At 41.2% G+C, this 23,979-nt stretch carries 14 protein-coding genes; 5 read left to right on the top strand and 9 right to left on the bottom strand.

Features of this window, described 5'->3' with window-relative positions; translation table 11 throughout:
• Nucleotides 1-18 precede the first annotated feature (18 nt).
• Both ABM313_RS03460 and ABM313_RS03465 read right to left on the bottom strand, forming a co-directional pair.
• The gene (locus tag ABM313_RS03460; protein ID WP_434686308.1) at nt 19-954 is read right to left on the bottom strand and encodes an NAD-dependent epimerase/dehydratase family protein; all 936 of its coding nucleotides are present in this window, start codon (nt 952-954) and stop codon (nt 19-21) included.
• A gap of 74 nt (nt 955-1,028) precedes the next feature.
• Complete coding sequence (locus ABM313_RS03465) at nt 1,029-1,982, bottom strand: type IV pilin-like G/H family protein (protein ID WP_434686309.1); 954 nt, start codon at nt 1,980-1,982, stop codon at nt 1,029-1,031.
• Nucleotides 1,983-2,607: 625 nt separating this feature from the next.
• Here ABM313_RS03465 and ABM313_RS03470 point away from each other — a divergent pair.
• Entirely contained in the window at nt 2,608-4,707 is a 2,100-nt protein-coding gene (locus ABM313_RS03470) for a helix-turn-helix domain-containing protein (RefSeq protein ID WP_434686310.1), read from the top strand.
• A 173-nt stretch (nt 4,708-4,880) separates the two neighbouring features.
• Nucleotides 4,881-5,228, top strand: a complete 348-nt coding sequence (locus ABM313_RS03475; RefSeq protein WP_434686311.1) for a type II toxin-antitoxin system RelE/ParE family toxin — start codon at nt 4,881-4,883, stop codon at nt 5,226-5,228.
• Here the strand turns inward: ABM313_RS03475 and ABM313_RS03480 are convergent, their stop codons facing one another.
• The 4 genes from ABM313_RS03480 to ABM313_RS03495 form a co-directional block, all read right to left on the bottom strand.
• On the bottom strand, nt 5,229-5,552 hold the full coding sequence (locus ABM313_RS03480; protein ID WP_434686312.1) for a helix-turn-helix domain-containing protein: 324 nt from the start codon (nt 5,550-5,552) through the stop codon (nt 5,229-5,231).
• Nucleotides 5,553-5,711: 159 nt separating this feature from the next.
• Complete coding sequence (locus tag ABM313_RS03485) at nt 5,712-8,336, bottom strand: DEAD/DEAH box helicase (RefSeq protein ID WP_434686313.1); 2,625 nt, start codon at nt 8,334-8,336, stop codon at nt 5,712-5,714.
• Between the two features lie 226 nt (nt 8,337-8,562).
• On the bottom strand, nt 8,563-10,227 hold the full coding sequence (locus tag ABM313_RS03490) for a ShlB/FhaC/HecB family hemolysin secretion/activation protein (RefSeq protein WP_434686314.1): 1,665 nt from the start codon (nt 10,225-10,227) through the stop codon (nt 8,563-8,565).
• A gap of 158 nt (nt 10,228-10,385) precedes the next feature.
• Nucleotides 10,386-13,061 (bottom strand): beta strand repeat-containing protein, encoded by a 2,676-nt coding sequence (locus ABM313_RS03495; protein ID WP_434686315.1) that lies wholly within the window; start codon nt 13,059-13,061, stop codon nt 10,386-10,388.
• 87 nt (nt 13,062-13,148) lie between these two features.
• Between ABM313_RS03495 and ABM313_RS03500 the strand changes: the two genes are divergently transcribed.
• Nucleotides 13,149-14,302 (top strand): IS630 family transposase gene (locus ABM313_RS03500; protein ID WP_434683792.1). Its coding sequence is split into 2 segments (ribosomal slippage): nt 13,149-13,590 and nt 13,590-14,302, totalling 1,155 coding nucleotides; the frame shifts between segments, so codons are not numbered across the junction.
• 19 nt (nt 14,303-14,321) lie between these two features.
• On the opposite strand, the gene ABM313_RS03505 is transcribed toward ABM313_RS03500, so the two are convergent.
• Together ABM313_RS03505 and ABM313_RS03510 are read right to left on the bottom strand one after the other, a co-directional pair.
• Entirely contained in the window at nt 14,322-15,335 is a 1,014-nt protein-coding gene (locus tag ABM313_RS03505; RefSeq protein WP_434686316.1) for a filamentous hemagglutinin N-terminal domain-containing protein, read from the bottom strand.
• Between the two features lie 625 nt (nt 15,336-15,960).
• Nucleotides 15,961-19,026: a filamentous hemagglutinin N-terminal domain-containing protein gene (locus ABM313_RS03510; RefSeq protein WP_434686317.1), complete on the bottom strand. Its 3,066-nt coding sequence runs from the start codon at nt 19,024-19,026 to the stop codon at nt 15,961-15,963.
• Between the two features lie 580 nt (nt 19,027-19,606).
• Between ABM313_RS03510 and ABM313_RS03515 the strand changes: the two genes are divergently transcribed.
• Together ABM313_RS03515 and modB are read left to right on the top strand one after the other, a co-directional pair.
• Nucleotides 19,607-20,023 carry a VOC family protein gene (locus ABM313_RS03515; RefSeq protein ID WP_434686318.1) on the top strand — a complete coding sequence of 139 codons (417 nt, stop codon included), beginning with the start codon at nt 19,607-19,609 and terminating at the stop codon, nt 20,021-20,023.
• Between the two features lie 198 nt (nt 20,024-20,221).
• Nucleotides 20,222-22,066, top strand: coding sequence for a molybdate ABC transporter permease subunit (gene modB / locus ABM313_RS03520; RefSeq protein WP_434686319.1), 1,845 nt, complete (start codon nt 20,222-20,224; stop codon nt 22,064-22,066).
• A 139-nt stretch (nt 22,067-22,205) separates the two neighbouring features.
• Here modB and ABM313_RS03525 read toward each other — a convergent pair whose 3' ends face one another.
• Nucleotides 22,206-23,957, bottom strand: coding sequence for a ShlB/FhaC/HecB family hemolysin secretion/activation protein (locus ABM313_RS03525; RefSeq protein ID WP_434686320.1), 1,752 nt, complete (start codon nt 23,955-23,957; stop codon nt 22,206-22,208).
• Nucleotides 23,958-23,979 lie beyond the last annotated feature (22 nt).

The raw sequence follows: 23,979 nt of genomic DNA on the forward strand, positions 1-23,979 counted from the left end.
TTGGGAAGCTTTTTTATTTTATTTAACCTCGGCAAGCAAATTCGCTAGACGGGGATACTTAGAAACTAGACCAAAGGTTTCGGGAGAGACAACATCATAGGTAAAATGACGCTGGGCAATGCAAAAACGATCCCACTCAGCAACTTCAATGCGGAATAGTTTGATCACTGTATCCACTAGCCACGGAGTTAATTCAAACTGCCAGCCAACTTTTAAGCTCAAATGTTCGCAGAATTGTGTGATTAAATCCTGTACAGTTAAACGCTGCATTCCCAAGACTAGACGTGCTGGAGATGACGGGACTGAAGGTGCAGTGAGCAAATGCGTAACGATTTGAGCGATATCGATCGCATGGACAAAATGGAAACTACCGTCGGTTTTTAAAAATCTCGCATAGGGTACATATTTGAGAATGTCCTTGAGTCCCTTGGAAAGATGGGAGTATGGCTTATCCGCAGCACCACCAAAAACAAGAGTAGGGAATACAGTAATCAGGCGATCGCGAATAATTGAATTTTCTAAAGTCTCTAGACAAGAATGTTTTGATGCGATGTAAGCTGTACCAATTTCCCCTGCTTCTTGAATAATCTGATTATGAGAATCAAGAATGCTAGCGGTAGAGAAATAGATCGCCCGTTCGCAAACCTGTGGATCGAGCATTGAAAACAACTCAATGGTTTTGTCGCGATTAACGACAAAGGCTTCTTCCCCACCCCAACCTGCGGCTGTACTCACCACAAATTCCATAGTACGAAGTAAGTCTTTGTGATTGCCGATATTCTGCATTGAATCTTCGATCACATGTACATTCGGGTGATCGCTGAGGTTGATTTGCAATTTGCGGCGATCGCGTACTAGCAGATATAGCTCATAGTCAGTTTTTGCTAAGAGTTCTTCAATCAAATAATGTCCAACACAACCACTCGCACCTGTAATAAAAACTTTTTTTGGCATTCTCTTAATAACTCTTGGATTTTAATAATGGGTAATCAAGTCATCGCTTAGCAAAGACTTGATTTCTGGCTTGATTAATAACGTGAAAGCTCGATATATCCTTCAGGACAAGTGGGATTAGAAGTTAGGTTGAATTTGGGAGGCATCTTACGGGTTGGCTTTTGACTTTCACAGATAAGAGAGCGGGCAATATCCTCCTTCATTTCAGGTGACTTTGTGATATAAACCAAGCCCGTATAGGATTTCAAATTATCTTCTTTAGCTAAAACGGTACTTTGTACAGCTTTTTTGCTATCCAAAACTACAATTTGATATGTATAGTTCTTGGATTCAGTTTCGATTCCTAAGCCTAGCTCCTCTAGTTTGTTGGTAAAGTATTCTTTTTCTAAAAAGAATGCCTGATGACCTCGATTTATAACTCCAATATAGGTTTTGGCTCCACTTTGAAGTGCGAGAGTGGCGGAAGAAACAAAGCTAGGAAACTCAATGGACGCATCCAATTTTGTGTCATTGGAAATGCGAACCAAACGAAGCATATTCGGCATTAGTACGTTACCAACAATAGCAGGTAAATTTCCTGTGTAGTTTGAGTACTGCATCGCCGCAGGCATAAATAATTGCTGGATAATTAGCTGCCCTTTCGCGTTGATTGAAAAAGTTGTTCGGGAACCGAAACCACCATGAAAAACATCTAGATATGTCTCTCCATTCAAAGAATTAATTTGATATTCTGCTGCAACTCCGATCTTTCTGGTGGGATGAATCAGATAAAGCTTGCCGTCAGAAGTAAATACCATCGTATATGGCTCTGACTCATTGTTAGGTGTTGTTAGTTGCCATGTGCCAACTAGTTTCTGGGCTTCAGCAGGTAATTCGATTGTATCAGCAGCGATCGCCTGACCGAGAGAAGCCAAGTTATTATGGGGCATGGCAAATAAAGCAGTATTCACACCACTGGCGATCGCGAGGGTGATGGTTAATTTAGTGAGCCAGCGATGGGATGAGTTTTTAAAGAGAGGATATTGCATAAGTACTAAGTATATCTAAAGACCAGTGCTTGCCAAATAATTTTACTCTTTTTGTCAAAAGGACATGGCTATTTAGGTACATCGGTTTTGCGTAATGAAGTTATAGCTTTACATCTTTAAAATCATCTATTTTCGTCAGATACACCAACTATTTAAAGCGATCGCCCCAATCTTGATCTCAAAAAAAAGATCGCATCAAGCCTCAACATGGAGAAATTTATCATTCTTGTTTCTGAGGGTGGCAACATTAAAGAGTTGAGTTTTTGGTTAGCTTGCCCCTTTTGCAATCGTCATAGAGATGTCAAGATTGAGGCGATCGCTCTAGTTATGGATGACAGAGATTTTGATGCTTTGGAGGTTAAGAGTTATTGGGTACGGGTTGGCATCCGTCGAAAGATTAAGGCGAAATTGCTCCTAATATCGAATCAAATAGCGATCACTATCTCAAAGACAATATTTTACCAGTCCGAATATACTATTTTATTAAAATATCTTATATATTTCTTTTTGTCAACTATTTTTTAGTGTATATGCTTGTATTTCCAAAGATATAAAACATTTATGCTAATTGACAAAGCTATTTTCTGCATATATGCTCTTGTATATTGAATTGAGATTGTCATCAATGTCTAAAGTATCTTTTGATTTACCCGCAAATTTGAATGAGTCCTTGTCTGAGCTAAGAAAATCCGCAGGACTAAAACAGTCTGAAGTAGCTAAGACAATGGGTGTTGATACAAGTAGAGTTTCTCGGATTGAGACTGGAGAAATCACACCTACTGATAATGAAGTTATAAGTTTCTGTAATGCTGTTGGAACCTCTGATGCTAATAATTACCTAAGTTTCTTGCGTCAAGATTGGGGAATCCTTAGAAGACCTTTTTATAATCATCCTGAAAGAGATTCTCTCCATGTAGCTGATCAATATCTACAGCTTTTGAATATGTTTCGAGAAGAGGAAGATCTTCCTCAAGTCTTGCTTAGTGAAGCGGCAATGCATGAGGCAGCAATTCGTCAAGCAGTAGAATATCTGGAATCAACTAAACACACGGTCGCTTACATTGGTGAGATTGGAGTTGGAAAAACTTCTGCCATTTGCAAGCAGACAGAACTTCTTTTGACAAAACATATTAATAAGCCTAATGAACCAGTCTTTGAAGTTTCAGGAGGAAGAACAACAGTCTGTGAAGTGCGAATTTTACAAGGACTCGAGTATGCTATTCATGTTGAACCTCTGCTAGATAGCGAAGTTTATAAACTTGCCAATGATTTTTGTGCTGGTTTTAAAGATCCTGAAAACACTTCTGAACAGAGAGGAGTATCAGAGGAAATTGCCCGAGTACTCAGAAATATGTCTGGTTTAACAGGTAAAAAGGCGAGGATGACAGTAAAAGAACTAGCAGAAAATTGTAGTAATTTAGATGAACTATACTCGGAATTTAATACTTATCTTTCTCTATCAACCAGAACCTGTAGAAAAATTGCCTATGATGCATCTTCAGATGTCCCAGCACTTGAGTGGCTGCAAGAGAACTTTAAAGAGATAAATAATGGTCGTCATCCTGATTTTTCTATACCTAGACGTATAGATGTAACTGTACCCTACAGACCATTAAAAAATATTATCAACTATGAGTTAGAGATTGTTGATACCAAAGGCATCGATGGAACTTCAATTCGTCAAGACTTAGTATCTTTCTTGGGCGATGCACGGACTATTTCATTGCTATGCACTCCTTTTCCTCAAGCTCCTGCCCCTTCAGTACAAGCACTGATTAAATATATGCGTAAGACAAACCCATCTGAATATGTCAATGAAAAACTTTGTTTACTTGTTTTACCCAAAAATGATGAAGCACTAGCAATGAAGGATGATACTGGCGAAAATGCTGAATCAGATGAAGAAGGCTACATGATTAAGCGGGCTCAAGTAGAGAAAGCTTTACAAAATATTGGAGTTAGAGAAGTAATGCCTACTTACTTTTTTAATTCTAAATCTGATGACCCCAATGTGTTGTCTGAAAATATAGGCAGGCAGATTAAGAAACTTCGATCTAGCAAGGAAGAACAGATCAAAAATGTATCAAAAGCTATTGATTACCTTATCGATAATAAAAAAGAGGTTTATTTTCAAAAAGCCAAAAAAGAGGTTTCTAAGAGATTAAAAGACTTCATGAGCGATAATTCTAATCTCCTTGACTATGATGAGAAGATTCATAGATTTTTCCTGTATGCAATTCGAGATAGTCATGCTCGCACAGTATGGGCTTCAATGCGTAGAGATGGAGATTGGGCAAACTTAGATATTTATCTAATGCTTGGAATTGGAGCTAGAGAATCTGCAAGCAAGTGTGCAAAAAAATTCAGCGCAGAAATTTCACCTCTTTTTAAAGATATTTTAGAAGACAATGAGTTGGAACCAGCTCATCAATTTGTTGAGCAATTGCGTGAAAATTTAGAATCAGACTGGCTTCAAAAATTTGTCATTTCATCACAACAAATTGGATCACAAATCTTTCGCCCTGCTCTTGAGAATAATTCTATCTGGTTGAAGTGTTCTGACTTGTACGGTCAAGGAGTATCATTTCGCGAAGAAGTACACGACAAATTTGCAGGTTGGTTTAATGACTATAATCAGCATCATCTTTATGATTTACTCAAAACCCGCATAGCTGAATCTTGGCAATCTGAAGTTTTAGATCAACTAAATAAGCTCACAGAGTAGTTATCTTTTCTCTCAATATTTAGGTGGAATTAATTAACTAGAAGATCTTGTAGCCTCAACCTTAAGATCCTTATTTGTTAAATAATTTCACCTAATGCACTTCTGATTTCATCCTTGAGTTAGCTAAAATTTGCCATCCATCATAGGAGTCCAACCTTCAAGATAATCGACTTATGAAAAAATTTGCCTTTGTAAGCGATGCTGCCGAAAGAGAATACAAAGACTTTCCAAAAGAGATTCAACAACAATTTGGAACTAGCCTAAGAGCAGTCCAAGACGACAAAAAGCCATTCTTACCAATTCAAACTATTGAAAGTATCGGTGCTGGTGTAATCGAACTTAAAATCAATGGTAGCCCAGCCTTTAGATGTGTCTACATAGCAAAATTTCTAGATACAGTTGTCGTCTTACACTCATTTGAGAAGACAACAAACGGCGTAGATCGACAAGCCATGAAAACTATCGAGAAAAGATACAAGGAACTAAAAGCTGAAATCGAAAAAATAAAAAGGCAAAAATAACTAAGCGGCTTTAGCTAAATCCCTTGTTTGGATTTTAATAGAAGCACTTTCTAAACTGCTAAAAGTAAATTCAGTCCTAAATCCGAGCTTATCAAGCATTGAAAAAAGCATATCCAAAGTAAACTTATCAATTTTTCCATTCACAATGTCCGACACACGCGGCTGAGTAACTGCTAACCTTTCAGCCGCTTCCTTTTGCGTCCAACCTTTATTTTCAATTATGTCTCTAATCATGATCGTCAAGTCAGCCTTCAAAACCGACTTACTAGCGACTTCAGGCTCCGCGATCGCATGAAACGGACTTTCGTAAAACTTGATCGACATAGTTTTGGATTACTACATATAAATTAAATGCCATCAAATTATATAAAATTTTATATAATAAGTCAAATATAGATTTGGCGATCGCCTCTTTGGCTAAACGTGAGATAACTAGTGGTCGCCATAATGACAGTTTCCAAAGAATCAATGATAAAGGGAAACTTAAATTACCTCATTTACTGGGAAGCGATCGATCATTTGTGCGGCTTGCTTAGCGGCTTGATAGATTTGCGAAGGCAAATTGGGAACATGGGGAATTTGATATAGTAAATCGATGGTGCGCCGCATTAAACGAACGATATCGCCTTCATCAAGGTTGGTATTTTGGCAAAGCTCAAACCATTCCATTCCCAAAGCCCATTGCTCCACTAAGCCTGTTAGTTCATAATCCAGCCATGCAGGAATATCCACTAAATGGCGGCGTTGGACTGGCATCAACTCGCGGCGGCGATCGCGTAACCCATCAAGAGCATCTTCAACAGTAGGAGATAGCCCGAACTTGATCCAGTTATCGGGGCGACTATTTTCGCTGACGATCGCCGCGCAGACAGTGGCGAGATGGTGGGGTGCGAGGTTGTCTAGTTCGCCTGACATCAGGCATAGGGCTAACCACAGTTCGTTTTCACCACGCAGCGCTGCCACGACCTTACCTTTGTCAGTAGGTTGCGTATCTTCAAGACATCCATAAAATTGCAAGATGTTAACGAGACTCATAAACTCTTGCCAATGCCTTTGTCGGCGTTCATTGACTACTTTTTGCTGAAACTCAATTTGGCGTTGTAATTGGTCAAGACGATTTACTTTTTTGAAAACTGCACCGCGATCGCTCATTTTCGAGACAGGATGCTGATTCATCTCTGACTCGATCGCCATCACTCGCGCTTGCTGTTTGATTACTTCAGGAGCTAATTCTGGATCTGGTAATGGGGTAATTTTTTGAGCGATCGCCAAACTAGTTTCATCGCCATCGATCGACTGTCCTGGTCTTAAGGGCAGCTTTGCGGGATAGTCGATGTCACCATCAAGTAATAAATCACTGCCAACTTGGACGATATCTTTGTAACCGACCGTATACCAACGATTATCACGACCAAGACAGACAAACCAAGGAAATTGTCCAGAACCTTGAACTTTGGCTGCAAGAACGGTGTGAATAATCAAACCTTTATTGGTGCGAATTGTGAGTGGCGAACCCGATAGCAAATAGGGTGCGTAAGATGCTAAATCATTTAAGCGCATCTCTTCTGATTGCTGTGCCAACATTTTCAAAAGTCGCTTTTCTTCACGGAGGCGATCGCGGAGTTTGTCATAAACTTCCAATTGCTTCAGATCTACAGTTGCAAGGTCAGCTTCTAACTTAGCAATCTGTTCCATTATCGATTCGAGGCTCTGGATTTGCGGCGCGAGATTAAGATCGGCAAGATACTGTCCAAAGCTACGCTCTACCAAGTCCCTAGCCTGATCAAGGGAGTGAGTTTGCAGCAAATTCATTACCATTCCATAGCTTGGCGCAAATTGACTAACTAGCGGATCGGCGCTAGAAGTCGCAAGATGAGCCGCTTCTTTTGCGCCTTCAAAGGGAGTCTGCACAGTAACAACATAGCCAACCTTATCCATACCCCGTCGTCCTGCCCTTCCGGCCATTTGCAGAAACTCTGAGGCATTAAGTAACCGATGTCCGCGATCGGTACGCTTAGAAATGCTGGAGATAACGGTAGTTCTCGCAGGCATATTAATTCCCGCCGCCAGAGTTTCCGTGGCAAATACAACTTTAATCAAACCTTGCTGAAATAACTCTTCTACAAATCCTTTCCAAGCGGGCAAAATTCCTGCATGGTGAGCGGCAATACCACGATAGAGAGCATCAATGTGGGCAGGCTTACCAATTTCGGGATTAGCGGCTATAAATGCATCAATTTGTGGCTTTAGTCTCAGTGATTCTTCTGCATTAACAAGGGAAACATTGCCCAAATCTGTCACCGATTTGTCGCAACCACGACGGCTGAAGATAAAGTAAATCGCTGGCAGCATATCACGCTGACGTAGATGCGAAATTACGGCTCCAATGGGAGGGACAATTTTATGTCTTTCTTCTTTGGATGGTGGCTTATTGGTAAGTGGCTTGAGACGAGGATTAATCTTTTGATTGGAACTATCCAATAAAGGAAAGAAACCTTTGTTATTGCAGAAAGAATGTTCAAGAGGAACAGGACGGAAATCAGAATAAATTAACTCCGTATCACCATGCACTTTATGAATCCAGTCGGTCAGTTGTTGGCTATTTGCTACGGTTGCTGAGAGCGCTACCAGTTGCACTTCCGCAGGACAATACACAATCGATTCTTCCCATACGGTTCCCCTCTGGCGATCGTTCATGTAGTGGCATTCATCTAGTACCACCACTTCCACATCCGTAAGCGAAGTGCCAACTTCACCAATCGGTGTGCCATAGAGCATATTCCGAAAAATTTCGGTAGTCATTACTAAAATCGGCGCGTCACGGTTTACAGATGTATCACCTGTGAGCAAACCAACATTATCATCGCCAAACTGATGCCGAAAATCGCGTAACTTTTGATTGGAAAGTGCCTTAAGTGGTGTGGTATAAAAAACTCGGCGATGGTCTGCCAATGCAGCATGAATTGCATATTCGCCAATTAGAGTTTTGCCTGAACCAGTTGGCGCACAAACAACGACCGACTTACCTGCTTGCAAGGCGGCGATCGCCTGTAACTGAAACGGGTCAAGTTCAAAGGGATATAGTTCTTGTGGGTCTATTGCTTGCACGCAAGTCTGCCTAAGTAAATATGCTTATAAGTTGATTAGCAACTATGATTAAAAGTTTGCTTAATCTCTTATATTAGCCTATTGCTGAGGATTGAATGAATAACCACAATTAAAAACAGCAATTCTCATTATGAAAATCGTCTTCGTGATGAGAATTGCTGTAAAAAAAGAGAGATATTGCCAAGAAATACCTCTCTTTTTGTTTTTTTAGGACAGCGATCGCTGATTAGAACAGATAGTTAGTACTGAAATAAACAGCAGCATCTTGAAGATTGTTGCCACGTCCTTGCAAGTTTATAAATGGAAGCGCAGCATCAATTCGTATCACAAAGTTTTTAATTGGCTCGATAATTACTCCAAGTCCTCCTGCAACTAGGAAGTTTTGCGACAATGAAGGTGTGGGATTATTCCCATTATTCCAAATTGCGCCGAGATCGATAAAAGGAGCTATCTGGAAAATTGCTCGCTGAGTTTCTTGATCACGAGCAGTAACTAGGCGAGTTTCGATGCTGAGGCGAATCCCATTATCTCCTGATCGTGCGTTTTGACGAAATCCTCGCAGTGATTGCCCGCCACCAATTGTGAATTGTTGAGAAGGCAGTAAGGGATTTGCAGACAATTGGGAATCAAAAGAGGCTATCAGAAGAGCATCAGAGCCAAGCACTTGAACACGTTGAGCCTGTCCAGTCCAGCTAAAAAAGCCAGCGTTAGGTATGGTTACATAGGTAGCATTAAATAATCCTGTACCAAGATTGAACTGCGATCGCAATGACCATGCGCCATCATTGTCACGCAAAATATAGTCTTGACCAAGGCGAAATACGCTGGTGGTGCTAACACCATTGGCATCAGGTCCAATTCCAAATGGGGTTGCAAGGTTCTCAAACAAGAAAGTTTGTCCTGTCTGATGTGCAAAGCCTAGAGATATGGCAAATTCTTCGCGAGGATTGCGAATCAAGGGTTGGCGATAAACGATGTCATAGAGACTGCTCGCGCCACGGATATTAAAGGCAGCAAAGTCTGGATCAGTAATTCGATAGTTATTTGGTGCATAGCGAACTGCTACTGTTCCATTCATCGGATTGACGGGTATGCTGTAGCTAAAATCGTAGAGATTAGAGCCTCCTGTGGTGCTGCGATAATAGGAAGCTGACAGCAAATCACCAAGCCCTGTAAGATTGCGATAGGTTAGCAATGCGCCCATTCGTTCGGAACCAACAGCGACAGGTGTGTAGTTGTCAAAGCTGACAGAGCCGCCAAACTGTTTTGATTCTGCTACTTCGACAACTAGTAAGCTTTTACCTGATTCGTTGCTGGGCTTAAGGCTCGAGGTTACTTTTGTAAATAGAGGATCGGCTTTTAGGAGTCGTAACTGATCTTCGACTGCGTTGGCATTGAATGGTTTGGTGATTCCCAGTTCTACTCGCGATCGCACATAGTCAGGATTGGTTTGAACAGTGCCTAAGATGTCAACCCGTTCTATTTGTCCTTCAATTGCTTTGATTTGGGCAACTCCATTAACAACGCTTTGAGGATCGCTTGGATCAAATTGAGCGGAGGATGTGATGTAGCCATTGCTGATATAAATCTGGGTGATGGCTTCGGCGGCGGCTTTGACTTGCTCTGGGCTGATAGCTTTACCTTGCAGTGGCTGAAGGATAGTTGCGATCGCTTCGGGTGTGAGGACGGTATTGCCGATTAGCTGTACTTGCTTGATGGAATTGACTTGGGCGATCGCGGTTTTGTTTACCTTGGCGGTAGTCTCTTTTGGCTTTGCATTCTTTTGGCTTAATGCGATCGTTTCAGCATAGCTGGGGAGCACAAAATATCCTGAGCTAATTACAATTGTCCATATTAAGCTCTTGAGGAAGTCTTTTGTTTGTTTTGCCATTAGTCTGCTCACACCATTTAATTATACTGTTGATATATTTCAAGTCTGTATGACAGTCTGAAATAAACTGCACGTTAAAAGATTATAACCATTAAGACTGAACAGGATAAGATATTTGGCTTACTTTTTTAAAAAATTTAACTCAAGTATCTTAGCATTTAATTCTTGAGAAACTTCGCAGGTCTAGGAGACTTACGAACCTTAAGCAGAATGTTTTTCTTGTCTTTTTTAGTTTCAAAGTTGACATCTACCAGCTCGATATATTCATCGCCAATAAATCTACCGATTGAGCGACGGATTGCTAATTTAATCACATCTTGATTGCTCGATTCATTAATGATACTGATATCAGCATCTTTCCAAATGTCTTTAGCGTCGATCGCTAAATTGCCACCATCTTTATTCATCATCTCAACGATTACGATCAGGAATCTATCAAGGCGCTGGAATTCAATATCATCGGTTGAGAGAAATGCGATCGGAGTTAATGGTGACAAAACCACCACTTTCTTCTCATCATGACGACGAGTCTCCTTATTAGGATCTATGTCTGGCTTTGTTGTAACGACTGGCGGTGTAACAACTGGCGGTGTAACGACTGGCGGTACAACGACTGGTGGTACAACGACTGGTGGTACAACGACTGGGATATTGGTTAAAGCAAAGTTGGCGGGTGTAGCGGCTCCTGATGTAGCTGTGTTGGTATAGGTGCCTGCGATCGTGTTGGCATTAACGGAAACTGTGGCGACTCCATTAGCATTGGTGGTTGCAGTTGTGCTGACAACTGCTGTTGATGCTCCAGCATTAGGTGCGGTGAAGGTGACAGTGCTATTTGGGACAACGTTGCCGAATTGGTCTCTTACTAATACTTGTAATTGATTGGCAAATGCGGTGTTGACGACTGTGCTTTGTGGTGTGCCTCCTGTGGCGGTGATGGTGGCTGGTACATCTGGGGTGTTGGTCAAAGCAAAGTTGGCGGTGTTGGATACGCCTGTAGCTGTAGCTGTGACATTATAAGTTCCCGATGTGGTGGTAGCCCTGAAAGTTCCAGCAGTGGCTATGCCTCCCGTAATTGTTACTGTGGTGGTGCTGCTCGCACCAAACAAGCCTGATGCAGCAGTATTTGGTGCGGTAAAGGTAACTGTTTCTCCATCCACAACCCCGCCATCAAAGCTGACAGTAACTCCTAAGAGATTCCCAAACAATGTGTTGACAGTAGTACTTTGTGGTGTGGTTCCGTTTATGGGAGTGAGAGTAAATCCTCTTGACTCAAATGCACCGATATCGCGAGTACCATTAACTGTAAGGATACCGCGCTGGTCAGATGTGGTAGGAATTGCTCCACCTGCTGTAGTACTTGCATCAAGGGCAATACTGTTAGGAGAAAGGGCAAATGTTTGCGTGGAACCACCATTATTGGCGAGGGTAGTGTTAATTACCGTGCTGGCTGCTCCAGTCGGAGTAATGGGCGTTACACCTGTAGTAGTTCCATTAATACCACTTGTTGCATTTTCACCAACAATGTTCGCTCCAGAAAAATTGATAGTCCCACCTGTTCTGTTGATTTCTGGATTCCCGACTGACGAATTACCGACTATGATGCTGTTAGAAATATTGGTTGTCCCATTCTCGTTAAAAATCGCTCCCTGTGGATTGGGAGTATTACCAAAAACAGTAATATTAGATATGTTAGTTGTGCCCGAGAAGTTAAAAATAATTCCTCTACCATTAGTAGTTGAATTGCCAGAAAAAGTACTATTAGAAATATTAGTCGTACCACCCTCATTAAAAATTGCTGCTCCTGCTCTATTGGCTAATGTATTGCCAGTGAAAGTACTGTTAGAGATTGTGGTTGTTGAATTCTGGCTGTAAATTACTCCAAGTATATTTGCCGAATTGTTAGAAAAGGTACTGTTAGAGATTGTGGCGGTGGCATTAAAATTTGTTATGCCGCTACCTGCGGGTGCTGAATTGTTAGAGAAGATACTGTTATCGATATTAAGTATGCCACCATTACTAATTGCTGAACCTAAACTTCCAGAATTGTTTGAGAAGATAGTTCTATTCAGGTTCAGTGTCGAGCCTGACTCGATATCTGCCCCTGCTGCATCTGAAGCGGATCTTCCATTTGTGACAGCCAAGTCATTTATGTTGACAGTACTATTGTTGCGAATATTAAAAACTCGGACAGCATTGTTACCACTAACAATAGTATTATTTGCACCTGCACCATTTACTGTCAGGTTTTTATTAATTGGAACTGTTGCGCCTAGTGTATAAGTAGTAGCAGCCAGATTCACGGTCGCGCCAGAAGCCGCTGCATCCACACCATTTTGCACTATACCTGCAACACCCACATTGACCGTAGTTGCATTACCCGTGAGCGTACCTGTTAAAGTAATCGGTGCATTGAGATTAGTGGTGGGAGCATTAAGCACTAAGCCATTTCCAGAAGCAGAATTGATCGCTGCATCGACAGTAATAAAATTAGCTGCGGTGAGGGTAACATTTCCAACGCCAAGTGCTGTCACAATTACTGAGCTATCAACAGTGCTAGCCCCTGTATTAGCATTAACTGCTGTCAAATCAGGATCAATTCCCCCAGCCGCCACCACCGTGATCGAAGTTGGATCGAGCAACCAATTACCTGATAAACCTTGTGGAGCTGAAGTATTTACCAGTGCGGTATTGCCCACAATCAAAGTATTTTTGCCAGAAGTCTCAACTAGTCCACCATTACCGCTTTGGGTTCCAGCTTTTGCCGTAATCGTGCCATCAAATTTTGTTGTATTATCTGCCCATACGATTACTTTGCCTCCATTGCCATTAGTCAATGCATCAGCGTTAATCTTACTATTTGCATCTACTGGACTGTTTCATCTAAAATAGTGCAATAGATATTGGTTTGGAGAGCCCTAATCATGGGAAGAGGAAGGCGAGATAAAGTCTATTTAACAGTAGAGGATAGAGAAAACTTAGAACAAATTAGTCGAAATGGCTATGCACCTGCAAAAAAGATCTTGCACGCCAGAATTTTACTGATGTGTGATGAAGGAAAATACAGCAAGAGAACATGGACTGATGAAGAAATAGCAGAAGCATTGCAGGTGCATAGAAACACCGTAGGTCGAATTCGCCAAAGATTTCTGCAAAAAGGTGAAAAACCTGCACTAGAGAGACAATTAAGGAAAACGCCCCCCACACCGCCCAAGGTCGATGGCTCTAGCGAAGCCCACATAATTGCTCTGTGTTGTGCAGACCCACCAGAAGGACGTGCTGAGTGGACAATCAGACTATTAACGTCAGAACTCAAGCAAAGACAAGTTATTACCGAAATTTCCGCATCAACGGTGTGGCGTACTCTAAAAAAAACGAATTACGACCTTGGAAAACCCAGAGATTTTGTATTCCCGAAAGAGATTTAGCAAGATTTGTGGCAGAAATGGAAGTCGTCCTTGACTTGTATAGCACGGAGCCATGCGAAGAAGAACCGTTGATTGCAATGGATGAAGCATCAAAGCAACTACTCGGAGAGGTTTATCCACCAATAGCGATGCAACCTGGACAAGATAAAAAAGAAGACTACCACTATGAGCGTGAAGGTGTTCAAGCCCTATTCATGTTTGTTGACCCTCATCGAGGATGGAGACGGGTGAGTAGCCGAGATAGTCGAACAAGGATAGATTGGGCTGAGGAAATACGTCAATTGTTGGATGAGGACTATCCGAATGCACGAAAAGTAAAGCTACTCAGTGATAATCTGAATACCCATAATATAGCTTCGCTGTATGAAGCATTTCCTGCACCAGAAGCTCATCGTTTAGCAAGAAGACTAGAAATTTATCATACGCCGCGTAATGGTAGTTGGTTGAATGTAGCCGAAACCGAATTGAGTGTCTTATCAAAACAATGTTTAGATAGACGGATTCCTAGCAAGGACAAACTCAAAGAGGAGATAGACGCTTGGCAAAAGTCTCGAAATCAGAATGCATCCAAAGTAATATGGAGGTTTTCGACAAGCGATGCCAGAGTCAAACTGAAACATCTTTATCCAGTATTTGAGCAAGAAGAATAACCGTATCTATTGCACTATTTTAGATGAAACAGTCCACTACCGTTGTTGATTGAGCCGTAGGTGTTGTGCCAGTACCAAGTAAATCCCCACCAACCAGTACCGTACCGCCACCGTTGATTCCATTTGCATTGATGTTGGCACTTGCTAAAGTAACATTGCTGCCCAAAACTTGAACATTACCACCATTGTTGCCCGATACATCTAAATTCCCCGAGACGATCGCTGTTCCTGCGGTTTTACCAATCAGCAAACTTGGTAAATCTACACCGCGCAACACAGGCGCATTACCAACAGTTTGTTGATCAGCGATCGGTAGTTCAAGAGAGAGCAAGCTTCCTTCACTAGTAATTTTGATAAACTTATTATCGGGAGTCGCAGCGATCGTGATGTCACCTGAAGGTGATGTGATCGTGCCTGTATTTACGGCCATACCACCAACGAGGGTCACACTTTTTCCAGTACTGACATTCAGATTCCCTTCATTGACGATAACACCTGATGAATTTGGAGTAACACTAGGCAAAGTATTTGTAAATGCATAGCCCGTGACATTACCAGTAAGGTTGCGAACCTCATCAACGCTACTATTAATTCCAAACCAGCCATTTCCCACTTGGATTCCTGACGCAGTTGTAGCCGAGAAACTGGCAGGCACATTCAAACTCGCATTTGCACCAAACACAATTCCCGCAGGATTCATGATGAATAGATTAGAGTTTCCACCCGTTACTTGAATCAATCCATTAATTAGCGAAGCTTCTCCACCCGTTACACGAGTTAAGACATTCTGAACATTTGGATTACTCAGAAAATTAGCTATTTCCCCTGAAGATAGCCCTAATTTTTGTAAACTATAAAATAAGTTGCCCCCAGCCTGTGTTCCCCCCGTAATGTTGTATTGGTTGCCTACTTGATCGACGTTTGTATTTAATCCATTAGCACCTGTAGTGATGCTCTGGGCATGAACACCATTTGCTGATGCGATTATGCCAGTTAGTAATAAGTAACTTAAACCATGTTTTAAAATGAACATAACAAAAATCTCATAGGCTGATGCTATATATTACGATAAATAACATAGCTTTTGGGTCAGCTATTAATCACAACTTCAGACCTTATAACTTGCTTATAACTTAATTATAACTTACCTATAACCTATAGAATCAAATGTCAAATGCACTCTGACTTTCATATACTTGCAAAGGAATTATTTGCTTGGAGAATCTAATTAATTTCCAGACTTAAAGAGTAGATTTTGACTGTGTTATATCGCTCTATACTAATGTCAGTCATATAGCCAATACTATAGTTCCCAGATCTATTTGAGTGTGAAGCAGTGGAGTTATTGGTGTTAAGGTCTTTATTTGATCGGGTTAGTAAATGGGGCATAATTCTCAAATAAGAAGTTGTTGATGATATTTGCTTTCCCCCGCAAAAAATACTCGCTATTCCATAGTAGCTAAAGCTATTACCCTGAGATCATGTAACACTTTTTCAGGTAACCAAATTGTCCAAAATATTCTAAGATTTGCCTAATCACAGAAAAAAGAGACCGCGCGTAGGACGGTCTCTTTTTTATAGAATTGCGATCGCAATTTGGTAGACATCTTCAGATGACTTTAGCTTTTAGTCCGCACTTTTGGGTGCAGGGCATTTACTTAATCTTTTAAGAACTTCGCAGGTTTAGGTGACTTGCGAACCTTCAGCAGAATAGTCTTATTATCTTTTTGAGCCTCAAAATTGACATCTACTAGATCGATAAATTCATTGCCAATAAACTTACCGATTGAGCGACGGATTGCTAATTTAATCACATCTTGATTGGCTGATTGATCAAAAATAATGTCTTTAGCGTCGATCGCCAAATCTCCTCCATCTTTATTCATCAACTCGACGATTACAATCAAGAATCTTTCAAGGCGTTGAAATTCAATGTCATCGGATGAGAGAAATGCTACTGGTGATAATGACGATAGCTTTAAATCTTGCTGCACATTTTGAGCAATCGTCAATTGATTTGGGTTGATTGGCAGTGTATAGGCAAAGGTCAATCCATTAGGATAACCAGCTAATGAGAATTGATTTACCCCGCCAATATTAAAGGTTATATTACTATTAGCATCGACTAAAGTTGAACCACCAGCAATATTCACAGGATCATTAAATGTGACACCAGTATTAAGAGTGACTATGCCATTGTTAGCAGCATTGTTAATGATGATGGAGGTAAAGCCATCTTTTAAAGCTGCTAAATCGTTTTTGGTCAAATCTAGGGAAGTTGTTCCAGTGTCAGCCCCAAGCCCAACTTGAATATTTTGGTTGGTATTTGCTGGTGCTAGCGCTAAGACTAAACCATTCCCAGCCACTGAATTAGCTCCGCCATTAAAGTTGATTTCGTTAGCAGTGATCGTTGTATTTTGAGTTAGAGAAAGTGCTCCATCAAAGGTGGCACTATCTCCTGACACAGAGTTCCCATTGAGAGTAATCCCTGCAGGAGATTGGAGGATAATAGGACCACCTGCGGTTGTGATATTGCCAACAGCGATCGTACCCGCACTGACAGTAGGAATAATGATGTTACTATAGGCAACTGCTGTGTTAGCAGGAATTCCGGCGGTACCGCGATAAAACTGATTTCCAATCGTTCCAGTTTGATTTTCAATTCCTGCCGAGTGTGTTCCACCATCTGAGACTGCATTAGGATAATGCACTTCTATATTATTACTACCTTCAAATAGTTTGATTTGCCAAGTCACAGGTACACCGAGAAAATGAGGTACATTTGTATATTGAGTAATGAAAGTTTGGGAGCCTGATGTTCCTAGCGTTTGATAGCGAATATTGCCTTGTGGTACGTTAAAGTCTTCCCACCAAGCTGCAATCACGCCATTAGGACCTCCTGTGCTAGGTAGTGCTTGTCCACTACAACAACCACTAGATTGAGCAGGGAGTACCGTTATAAATCCATTAGAACTAACATAGACATTGGTATAGTTAGTTCCAAAGAAACCAAAGCTGAAGCCAAGAGGAATCGCACCGCTAACTTGGTCATCACCTAATGGGATAAATGTACCTGTGCCAGAAATGTCTTGAAAGTTAAAAGTTGGTGTTGAGATGCTATATGTTGCTCCTTTAGTACCAGCAGTAGTGAAAGTGACTCCTCCAAAATTTTGAGGTGCATTGTTCGGTGCATTTTGTAAAGTTGTCAAACCTGCTCTCAAAATCAAAGATGCACTACTGGTTAACGTAGGAATGTCCGTGTCAGTCCCGACCAAGCCGACATCTGGTCCAGTGATAGTGATATTCCCTGCTGTGATGCTGCCCTTGGTTTCTACCTTTAACGATACTCCCGTATAATCGCCAAAAGTTACATCACCATTTGAGCTGATAATCGGGTCAAAGAGGCTAACAAATGTACCGAGTGCACCATCCAATTTCTTAATGGAAAACCCACCACCAGTATAAGAATGTGCATCAAAAGAAACATTGCCATTACTGATCAAATCAAGGTTGCCACCACTGATAAAGGGGGTGATATTGGAATGCTTTAACGCCCAGATATCAATGGCATTATTTCCCTGAATCTTTAAATTTCCACCTGAAATGATCGCAAGAGGTGTTTTGACACTATCCCTCATTGTCACCACATTATTCGCTTGCAGCGCCAAATTTCCTGTGGTACGAACTAAACTCTCCGCGATATTCAAATTGTTTTTGGCGACAACCGTGGCATCTTTCGCTAAAACGATTGTGTTATTCACGTTAACATTGTTGCCCGTGCCCGTTAACTTATCTGTACCAATAACCCAACTGTTGCTGACACCCAAATTATTCGTAGCGTGCAAATTTACAGTTCCTGCACGAATAAAAGCGTCTTCGACAATCACATCTCCAACTTGTGCTGAGGCGATCGCAGTTCCCGCAGTCTTGCCCGTCAGCAAACTCGGTAAATCCACACCACGCAATACAGGTGCGTTACCAGCGGCTTGACGATCAGCGATCGGCAATTCGAGAGAGAGCAAACTTCCTTCACTGGTGATTTTGATAAACTTATTATCGGGAGTCGCAGCGATCGTGATGTTGCCAGAAGGTGTTGCGATCGTGCCTGTGTTTACGACCATGCCACCAACGAGGGTCACACTTTTTCCTGCACTGACATTCAGATTCCCTTCATTTAGGATGACACCTGATGGATTTGGAGCAACACTAGGCAAAGTATTCGTAAAAGCATAGCCCGTGACATTACCCGTAAGGTTGCGAACCTCATCAACGCTGCTATTAATACCAAACCAGCCATTTCCCACTTGGATACCTGATGCAGTTGTAGCTGAGAAACTAGCAGGTACATTCAAACTTGAATTTGCACCAAACACAATTCCCGCAGGATTCATGATGAATAGATTTGAGTTCCCACCCGTTACTTGAATCAATCCATTGATTAGCGAAGCTTCTCCACCCGTTACACGAGTTAAGACATTCTGAACATTTGGATTACTCAGAAAATTGGCTATTTCCCCTGTAGATAGCCCTAATTTTTGTAAACTATAAAATAAGTTGCCACCAGCCTGTGTTCCACCCGTGATGTTGTATTGGTTGCCTACTTGATCGACATTTGTATTCAAACCATCATTTGCTGGAGTAATACTCTGGGCATAACCTCTGTTAGCTAAAGCGATTACAGATATAAATAGAAGAGCGTTGGAAAACCGCTTTGGGATCACCATATAACCTCTAAGATCTCAAGCAAGATAAGTTAAGTTAAGTTAAGATTGATATATAGCATAAAATCAAGCCCACAAATATAAAGCTGTAGCTGTATGCAAAACCTGAATTGCAACTACTAAGTAAAATACAAAAAAAATAGTTTGAATTTACTTTAATATTTCCTTTGAATTACCCTATTCTTGTGAATCTATTAAGTTACAGCGCTTTGCGCTTAATTAAACCCCAAAATTTATCTGTATTACTCAAAGCCTCAATAGGCTGTAAGTAGGCAAAAAGCACAGATTTCTTGACAAATTCTAGCAATTCAAAATGAGTTGAGAGAGTATCTAGACTCAAATAATTATTCTAAGAGATATCAGAAATTTGAATCTTTTGTTTTTTTAGTTAGGATTACTTGTTTTTGATGTGGTTACCATTCCCTCCTTGCTTAATTTTGCAATTTTTTGTCCTGTACTAAGTATATTAAGTATATTTTTATAAGATTTTTGATGGCGAGGCTTTGCCTCGCCATCAAAAATCGGTTCCTTTTCCTCACTTTATGGCAAAGTCCTAAGATATGTATTGAGGTATTAAGTAGCAATGATTGATATTGGACTGACTCACATAGCGCTTCCTGTTGCCAATATTGAAAACAGTATCAAATTTTATGCCACCTATGCAGAGATGCAGATTGTCCATCGCCGCATTGATCAAGAGTCCGAGGCTGAAGTAGTCTGGCTTAGCGATCGCACTCGTCCTTTTGTAATTGTGCTAATCCAAACCAAATCTGTACAGCCTGTTTTATCACCTTTCGCCCATCTTGGTGTTGGCTGTAGGAGTCGAGAAGCAATGGATGCGCTCTGTGCAATTGCTCGACAGGAAGGTGTACTAATACAGGAGCCAAAGGATTCTGGATATCCAATTGGCTATTGGACTTTTTTGCGAGATCCTGATGGTCACACTCTAGAACTCTCTTATGGTCAAGAAATAGGTTTAATTACTGAGCAAGATTCTTAATTATCACATTTTTGTGAATTAAACAACCAAACGCAGTCAGGGCTTTTAAAACACAAAATGGCATATAGCGCTTTTCAAGCAAGCGAGGTACAAAGGATTGTTTCCCCGCCGCAGGCGGGGAAACAATCACGAACTTTACTAGACTGTGAACCGCTATAGTCATTTTGTGTTTTGGGATAAAACTACGATTTAAAAAATATGGATTCAGTAACCGTTGATTTCTCCCCTTTGTGGATATCCCTCAAGGTCGCTACTACTGCCATCTTTTTTACATTCTTTTTAGGAATTACGGCTGCCTATACCTTGCTAAACTATCGCGGCAAATGGAAATCAGTATTTGATAGTATATTCCTCGCCCCGCTCGTGTTACCGCCCACAGTGGTTGGGTTTCTACTATTACAACTATTTGGACAATATGGCTGGATAGGGAAGTTCTTACAACTGTTCCATTTCAATATTATTTTCACTTGGTATGCTGGAGTAGTTGCATCGATCGTAGTCACGTTTCCATTAATGTATAAAACTGCTCAAGGAGCTTTCGAGCAAGTAGATGGAAATTTGCTCCAAGCCGCCAAAACCCTTGGCGCTTCTGATCTGCGCGTTTTCTGGCAAATTGCTCTACCGTTAGCCTTCCCAGGGATTTTAGCTGGGACGATGCTTGCCTTTGCTAGAGGCTTAGGTGAATTTGGCGCAACATTGATGCTAGCGGGTAATATTCCCAAGCAAACCACCACAATTCCCCTTGCCATTTATGCAGCCGTAGAAGCAGGGGAAACTCAAGAGGCTTGGCTCTGGACAGCCGTGATTTTATCTATTTCATGCTCAGCGATCGCCTTTGCCAATCTTTGGTCAAATAAAAGAGAAACGAAAAACGAAAAAGCAAAAAGCAAAAAGCAAAAAATTCAATCACCAATCACCAATTCCCAATTCCCAATCACCAATTCCCAATCACCAATTACTAATCCCCAACAAGGCTTATTCATCAATATCACCAAACAGTTACCTGAGTTTGATTTACAAATTGCTTTACATTGTGTTGATCAATCAATTGGCATTTTGGGGGCATCAGGTACAGGTAAAAGTATGCTGCTCAAATGCATTGCAGGGATGGAAACTCCATCAAGTGGGCGGATTGTAGTTAATGGGAAAGTTTTATTTGATAGTACTAAAAATATTAATTTACCTAGTCGCGATCGCCATATTGGTTTTCTATTCCAAAATTACGCCCTGTTTCCGCATCTAACGGTCGCGCAAAATATTGCCTTTGGTTTGCCTAAGGAATTACCATCATTACAAATCAAGCAAAAAGTCTCTGAACAATTACATAGCATTGAGCTACAGGGATTTAGCGATCGCTATCCTCACCAACTTTCTGGTGGACAGCAGCAAAGAGTTGCCCTAGCAAGGGCGCTAGTCAGTCAACCCGAAATCCTTCTGCTCGATGAACCATTTTCGGCATTAGATACGCATCTGCGTAGCCAAATGGAACGAGAGCTAATTTCGGCGCTTAGCAATTATCAGGGGCTGACGCTATTTGTCACTCACAACATTGAGGAAGCCTATCGCATCTGTACAAATCTGTTGATTTTAGATCATGGTCAAGTCATGCGATATGGGAAGAAGGCAGATGTTCTCGAAAACCCCTCAAATCTAGAAACAGCAAGGCTGACAGGCTGCAAAAACTTTTCACGGATAAACCTGATTTCACATCATCATGTTGAAGCGATCGATTGGGAATGTAATCTCCAAGTTAACTATGATGCTCCAAACCTGACAACCCACATAGGCATTCGCGCCCACCATATTACATTTTTAGAAAATTCAGTCAAAAGTGACTTACCAAACACGATTCCCTGTTGGTTAGTTCGTACTACAGAAACACCTCACCGTATGACTTTGTATATTAAGTTAAATAATCCTCCTGACCATGATTGGGATTATCATCTACAAGCAGAAGTATTTAAAGAAAGATGGCTTATTCTCAAGGAATATTCTCAACCGTGGCAAGTTTATTTTGATCCTAATCAACTCTTTTTAGTCTAATAACTGGCGTTACGTGGAACCATCACTCCGTCAGGTTATCGTGTATGCAGTAGGGGCGGGTTTAGGTGATAATTCTGTGCTGAAGCAAGATCTATATGTAAAACCCGCCCCTACTTTAGAAACCTCCATGTAACATCAGTTAGAAGTTTGCATTTACAGAGAAATATAATCCTGAATCTTGTAAGTTATTACCGGGGTTAGAAACATTTACCAAAGGAATTCCATAATCAAGACGTAGTAATAAGTTGCGAATTGGTTGATAGGTCGCACCTAAGCCAATTCCAAATAATGATTGTGTGGTTGGGTTAATACCTGACGTGTTCCAAATTGTGCCACCTTCGACAAAAGGTAATAGCTTGACAATCGATAGTCCTTCTTCATTACGTACTATCGGAAATTGCACCTCTACAGAAGCTTGTAGTCCGCTATCACCTGTAAGTTGACCTTGCCGATAGCCACGAATAGACTGAGGTCCACCAATACTAAAACGATTAAGAGATAGTAACTGATTTCCCGAAAACTGCATATTTAGCCGCAAAAATGCCAAGGTGTCTTTATCTTCACCCAGTCGTTGCACTCTCAACACTTGACCGACCCAATAAAAGAATCTCCCATCTGGCGAATTATCATTGCGAATCGTTGCGCCTAAAACATTCAACCCCATATTAAAAGTTGAACGTAATACCCAAGACCCAACTGGATCGCGGCTAAAATAATCTTGGCTGAAACGCAAAACTCTTGACTGCGATCGCCCGTCATCAAACTTGAAATTTTGAAAATTAAATGACCGATTGTCAAAATAGGAGCCGCTATTCTCAAAAGCTAAACTACCGCCAAGCGCAAACTCTTCACGGGGCGATCGCGTTAAAGGTTGACGGTAAGCTAGCTCATAGGTTTGGGAATCCGTGAGAATATTTAAGCTATTAAAAGGTGGCTCAGTGATCGGGTTTTGACCTGCGGAAAAATTAAATCCTAGTGTTCCGCCTTGAGGATTAATTGGATATCGATAATTAAGCTGATAAACATCAGAACTACCAGCACGAGTATACCCAACTAGAATTGAGTCGCCATTACCTGTAAGGTTAAGCTCTTGCAGATTTACGCCAAATCGATAGATTCCTGTGGAAGTATTGCCATAGTTATCAAAAAATGGACGAATACTAAAAGCTTTAGCTTCAGTAACAGTGATCTGTAAAATGCTCTGATTTGGTTGGTTGCCAGTAGTCAAATTAGCTCTAATGTCACCAATTAAGGGATCAGATCTGAGTAATTGCAGCGTATCTTCCAATTGAGCAAAGTTAAGAGGTGTTGATCCTGCAATCTGGATGCGATCGCGAATATAATCATCATTTAATTTACCTGCTAAATTGCCAGCCCGTTTCACATCAACACGTTCTAAAGATCCCTCTCGTACCTGAATTGTGACCACACCATCTTTAATATCTTGTGGCGCAAGAACAGCACGAGAAGTAATGTAATTACGCTCTTGATAGATTTGACTAATTTTATCGGCAACTTCTTGCAATTGAACGAGTGTAACGGACTTATTTTGTAATGGTGCTACTAGGGCGGCAATTTCTACTGATGTGAGAATTGAACTTCCCACAATCTCGATCCGTTTAACTGGAATCAAGACTTCATTTGGTGTTGTTGGCAAAGGTGAATCTGGTGGACTAGTGGAAGGTGATGACTGAGCAGGCGCAAGAATTGGACTCGTCGGTTTAGCTGGTAACTTTGGTTCTAGAGACGCTGGTGGACTAGTTAATGGCGAAGATATAGAGGGGACTTGAGCGTAGCTAGGCAAGCCAAGCCCACTAACTAGTAAGCTTGGTATCGAGACAATCAGCCCCTTACTACTATATTTGATTAGATCTTTTAGATTTTGATTCACCTTCACACCTCAAATTGACAAC

This window comes from Pseudanabaena minima str. Chao 2107 (genome assembly GCF_051131155.1).
GTDB lineage: Bacteria > Cyanobacteriota > Cyanobacteriia > Pseudanabaenales > Pseudanabaenaceae > Pseudanabaena > Pseudanabaena minima.